Source organism: Sulfitobacter sp. EhC04 (genome assembly GCF_001650875.1).
GTDB lineage: Bacteria > Pseudomonadota > Alphaproteobacteria > Rhodobacterales > Rhodobacteraceae > Sulfitobacter.
In genome coordinates this window covers 1-4,783 of record NZ_LXYI01000086.1, presented here as the reverse complement: position 1 = coordinate 4,783, position 4,783 = coordinate 1, and the positions used below count along the sequence as shown (strand labels likewise).

General features: G+C 57.4%; 4 protein-coding genes and 2 pseudogenes. 5 read left to right on the top strand and 1 reads right to left on the bottom strand.

Translation table 11 applies throughout. The features are described from left to right. Nucleotides 1–118 precede the first annotated feature (118 nt). The 4 genes and pseudogenes from istA to A8B82_RS21605 form a co-directional block, all read left to right on the top strand. Nucleotides 119–1,609: an IS21 family transposase gene (gene istA / locus A8B82_RS21620; RefSeq protein WP_064224202.1), complete on the top strand. Its 1,491-nt coding sequence runs from the start codon at nucleotides 119–121 to the stop codon at nucleotides 1,607–1,609. Next, nucleotides 1,606–2,370, top strand: coding sequence for an IS21-like element helper ATPase IstB (gene istB, locus A8B82_RS21615; protein WP_064224188.1), 765 nt, complete (start codon nucleotides 1,606–1,608; stop codon nucleotides 2,368–2,370). The genes istA and istB overlap by 4 nt, the downstream gene beginning before the upstream one ends. A 174-nt stretch (nucleotides 2,371–2,544) precedes the next feature. Continuing rightward, nucleotides 2,545–3,318, top strand: a complete 774-nt coding sequence (locus tag A8B82_RS21610) for a TRAP transporter large permease subunit (protein ID WP_082899426.1) — start codon at nucleotides 2,545–2,547, stop codon at nucleotides 3,316–3,318. Nucleotides 3,319–3,459: 141 nt separating this feature from the next. Beyond that, nucleotides 3,460–3,666 (top strand): annotated as a pseudogene (locus A8B82_RS21605) (IS6 family transposase); the annotation flags it as partial. Nucleotides 3,667–4,055: 389 nt separating this feature from the next. Here A8B82_RS21605 and A8B82_RS21600 read toward each other — a convergent pair. After that, on the bottom strand, nucleotides 4,056–4,367 hold the full coding sequence (locus tag A8B82_RS21600) for a hypothetical protein (protein ID WP_128910920.1): 312 nt from the start codon (nucleotides 4,365–4,367) through the stop codon (nucleotides 4,056–4,058). A 219-nt stretch (nucleotides 4,368–4,586) separates the two neighbouring features. Between A8B82_RS21600 and A8B82_RS24645 the strand changes: the two are divergent. Further along, nucleotides 4,587–4,783 (top strand): annotated as a pseudogene (locus A8B82_RS24645) (hypothetical protein); the annotation flags it as partial.

The window sequence follows — 4,783 nt, the reverse complement described above, 5'->3', positions numbered from 1 at the left end:
TGAGAACGTCAGTGCAAAAGTGAGCCACGGAAGTGGCGGGATAGTCTTGCTGCGGGCAGAGTAAAACTTTGCCACTTTGGCCCTTTCTGTTTTCAGGGAGGGCGGGGGTATTTTCAGCGTGGAACTTTACAGGAAGGTGCGCCTCGCGCGTCGTGGGGGCATGAGTGAACGTGCGGCAGCGAGCCATTTCGGGATATCGCGTGCGAGCGTGAAGAAGATGATGATGTTCTCGGTCCCGCCCGGCTACCAGCGCACGGCGGATATCAAGCGGCCCAAGCTCGATGGTTTCACGGGCTTCATTGATCAATGGCTGCAAGACGATCTGAAGCGTCCCCGCAAACAGCGCCACACCGCCAAGCGCATCTTTGAACGGCTGCGCGACGAGCACCAGTTTCAAGGCGGTTACACGACGGTAAAGAACTATGTCCGCGAACATGGGCGGCGCAGTCGGGAGATGTTTGTGCCGTTGGCACACGCCCCTGGCAACGCCCAGGCGGATTTCGGCGAAGCTATGGTTGTGATCGGCGGGGTGGAGCAAAAGGCGCATTTCTTTGCGCTGGATCTACCATTCAGTGATGCCTGCTTTGTGCGGGCCTATCCAGCAGCAGTCTCCGAGGCCTGGGTCGATGGCCATGTCCACGCCTTTGCCTTCTTTGGCCGTGTCCCGCTGTCGGTTCTCTACGACAACGACCGATGCCTTGTTGCGAAGATCCTGCCGGACGGATCGCGCAAGCGGACCAAACTGTTTAGCGGGCTGCTGTCACATTACTTCATCCATGATCGTTATGGCCGTCCCGGCAAGGGCAACGATAAAGGCGCCGTCGAGGGTCTTGTCGGATATGCACGGCGCAACTTCATGGTGCCCATCCCTCAGTTTGCGACATGGGAGGCGTTCAATCTTTGGCTGGAAGATAAATGCCGCAAGCGCCAAGCGGATGTCTTGCGCGGGCATAGCGACAACATCGGGCAACGTCTGGCCCGCGATCTTGATGCAATGATGGACCTGCCAGCGTCTCCATTTGATGCTTGTGACCAGGCCAGCGGCCAGGTGAACGCACAATCCCTGGTGCGCTACAAAACCAATGATTACTCGGTGCCGGTTGCCTATGGCCACCGTGACGTCTGGATCCGGGGCTATGTCGATCAGGTTGTCATCGGCTGTGGTGGTGATGTGATTGCGCGCCACCCCCGGTGCTGGGACCGCGAAGACATGGTCTTTGATCCTGTCCACTATCTGCCGCTGCTGGAGCAAAAGACAGGGGCTCTGGATCAGGCTGCCCCATTGGTGGCATGGGAACTGCCAGAGGAATTTGCGACCCTGCGCCGCCTGATGGAAGCCCGGATGATCAAGGCCGGTCGGCGCGAGTATGTGCAGGTCTTGCGGTTGCTGGAAACGTTCGAGATGGCCGACCTGAATGTCGCCGTCAAAAATGCGCTGCGTATGGGGACGATTGGGTTTGACGCCATCAAGCATCTTGTCTTGTGCCAGGTCGAGAAACGGCCACCCAAACTGGATCTGGATGTCTATCCGTATCTGCCAAAGGCCAATGTTGGCACGACGTCAGCGGCCAGCTACATGTCGCTGATGAAGCGGGGGAAAGCGGCATGACACAAGCGCCGCAAATTCTACTGGACCATCGGCTCAAATCTCTCCGCTTGCCAACGGTGCTGCGGGAATATGGCAAGCTGGCCCGCCAATGCGCCACAGAGGGACATGACCATGTTCAGTTCCTCGCACGTTTGGTCGAATTGGAAATGATCGACCGTGAAAGGCGGATGATCGAACGACGCATCAAGGCGGCCAAGTTCCCGGCCGTCAAAAGCCTGGACAGCTTCGAGTTCAAGGCGATCCCGGCTTTGAACAAGATGCAGGTGCTGGAGCTGGCGCGTTGCGAATGGATTGACCGGCGTGAGAATGTTATCGCACTCGGCCCCTCAGGCACTGGCAAGACTCATGTCGCCTTGGGCCTTGGTCTGTCGGCATGCCAGAAAGGCTTGGCTGTTGGTTTTGTCACCGCCGCAGCGCTGGTCCATGAACTGATGGAAGCGCGTGATGAACGCAGGCTCCTGCGGCTTCAAAAGCAGATGGTGGGTTACAGGCTGCTGATCATCGACGAACTGGGCTTTGTGCCGCTGAGCAAAACCGGGGCTGAGCTGTTGTTCGAGCTGATCTCCCAACGTTACGAGCGCGGCTCCACGCTGATTACTAGCAATCTACCATTCGATGAATGGACTGAGACCTTTGGATCAGAACGCTTGACCGGCGCACTGCTCGACCGCCTGACCCACCACGTCAACATCCTTGAGATGAATGGCGAAAGTTACCGCCTTGGACAAAGCAAGGCGCGGCAGGCCGCCCGCGAAACCTAAACCACAATCAGCACCAATTGGCCCTGACGGGCCAAAGCATCCGGGCAACCTCCAGCTAAATGACAAGCGCGGTTGCCCGGATGCTAGCGCGTGACCGCACACTCATCACGCCACCTTCAAAGTGGCAACATTTTGCGCTGCCCTTTGGTCCAATTTTGCTCTGCCGTTGACATCATGGGGGGCATTCTGCCCGGACTGATGATGGCGGCACTCCTTTCCGCGACCGTGATCATCCAGGTCCTCATGAAACCCGAGATCGCACCGCGCATCACCCAGAGGGTTAGCTTTGCTGAGCGCGTCAGTACAAGTGCCCAAGCCATTCCAACGATCCTGATTGCCGTGATGATCATCGTCTCGCTTTATGTCGGCATTGCGACACCCTCTGAAACCGGGGCCTTCGGTGCCGCGGCGGCGGTTCTGGTTGCCCTTGTCATGGGCCGTTTGCGCGGAGGAGTCATGCAGAAGGCATTACAAAAAACCGTCCGCACCACAGGAATGTTCATGCTCTTGCTGGTCGGCGGTCTTTTCAGTTCCTTCGTCCTGACCCGGCTGGGCGTGCCACAGGACGTATCAAATTACCTGACCGGGCTGGATGTCGAACCATGGGTCATCATCGTGATGATCAACATCCTTCTTTTGATCATGGGGATGTTCCTCGATCCGCTGAGCATTCTGGTTATCGTGGTGCCGATCTTCCTCGAAACCGTGGTGGGCCTTGGATATGATCCGATCTGGTTTGGCGTTATCGTCACCATCCAGATCGAGATTGCGGCGATTACCCCGCCGGTCGGTCTAAACCTCTTCGTGCTGCGCACTGTCGTTCCTGACCTGTCGCTTTCGGATACGGCACGCGGGGCACTCATCTTTGTCTTGCCGATGCTTCTGGGGATCGTGCTGCTGATGATTTTTCCTCAGATTGCGCTCTGGCTCCCAAGTGTAATGTTCTGAGCTTGGGGGGCCGGTCTCACACCTGCAAGCAGCCCGAGGCGTCACCACAAGACGTTCTCTATGCTGTACGCGCGTCGCGGGTATTGTCACATTCATCGGCCATGGGCTGCCGGTGTAGCAATGTCGGCGTAGCTGGTGCTGATGCAAACTCAGAACATCAGTTATAAGCGTCACCGGTTTCCGCCCAAGATCAATTCTTGTGTTGTCTGGCTCCACGCCCGGTTCAACTTGAACCTGCGCGAGGTCGAGGAAATGATGCTGGCATGGGGCGTGGACGTTTCGTACGAGACCAAACGGCTCTGGACCGTCAAGGCCGGGTCCCTGATCGGCCACGTTTTGTGGCGACGGTAGTCACTCCCCGGCGAAGTATGGGATTTAGACGAAGTCGCCGTGAAGATCGCAGGCTAGGCTCTGGACTTCGGTAACGGGGACGTCTCAGTCAAGCGCTTTTCGACATAGGCATCCGACCGCCTAGCCGCGGATTTGATCACAGTTTCTTTTCTATGCCGTTCTGCTATCTTCGCTGCCTTCGTCTGAGATCACCCCGGGTGCATGCTTCGGTCCGTCGTCAGCGCGATTGGCTGCCAACATGATGCTGTTTCAAATGCAATTCCGATGTGCCCATCTCATAGGCGTGCTCGATCTTGATCGGCAACAGTTCGGAGCACAGCATTATCGGAACACCACGTCCCTGCCGAACCTAAAGAGCCTGTCATCAGGCAGGGAACGGGTTGCGATCAGGTCGTCATCGCAGCCTCCATTTGGAATGTCGTGTCGTCGACCGACATGCGAAGACGGATAGTATCGGGCCGAATGTCGCCAACTTCACAGAGGCTATCATGCGTAATCGTAAGCACCCCGAACAGGGCGACCGGAGCTGTCTGAGTGTCATCCGGCTGTCCGACAAGTTTGGTGCTGCCCACCTTGGTGCTGCCTGCCGCCGCGCGCTCGAGATAAACGCCCGCTCTTACTTGCCACTTTGTAAATGCTGGATCAAAAAATCCCCAAAAGTGCTGTCGCAAAAATCCCCATCTTTCGGGTACAGCCATCACCCATCCCAACATCAGTGGCACCGATTATTTCCATTGAAAGGACCACAATGTTTGCGGCTGGTTCTCCAGACCGTCCGAGACACGCGCGTTGCAGGGCGTCAGCTTTTGTTTCCAACCGCGCGGATTGTCGTGGTGTAGTTGAAATCGGCTCCAGCAAGTCCACGCTGGCCCGCGTCCTCGTCGTGCTGGAGGTTCCTGGCGCGACGAAGCTTTTCGGTGAGGGCATGTCGGGGTCTGCCGCCGGTACGGCGCGACATCCAGCTGGTTTTTCAGGAACCCTACCTCTGCGACACTGTGATTAACATGTACGGCGGCAAGGTGGTCGAGCGCGGAGCGACGGCCAATGTGCTTGACGAACCGAAGGACGACTATCCCAAGACGCTCATCTCGTCCGTGCCATGCCTGACGCGGTA

Coding starts and splice junctions, on each gene's coding strand:
- istB (WP_064224188.1), top strand. CDS start 1,606: ATGACACAAGCGCCGCAAATTCTACTGGACCATCGGCTCAAATCTCTC.
- A8B82_RS21600 (WP_128910920.1), bottom strand. CDS start 4,367: ATGGCTGTACCCGAAAGATGGGGATTTTTGCGACAGCACTTTTGGGGA.
- A8B82_RS21610 (WP_082899426.1), top strand. CDS start 2,545: ATGGGGGGCATTCTGCCCGGACTGATGATGGCGGCACTCCTTTCCGCG.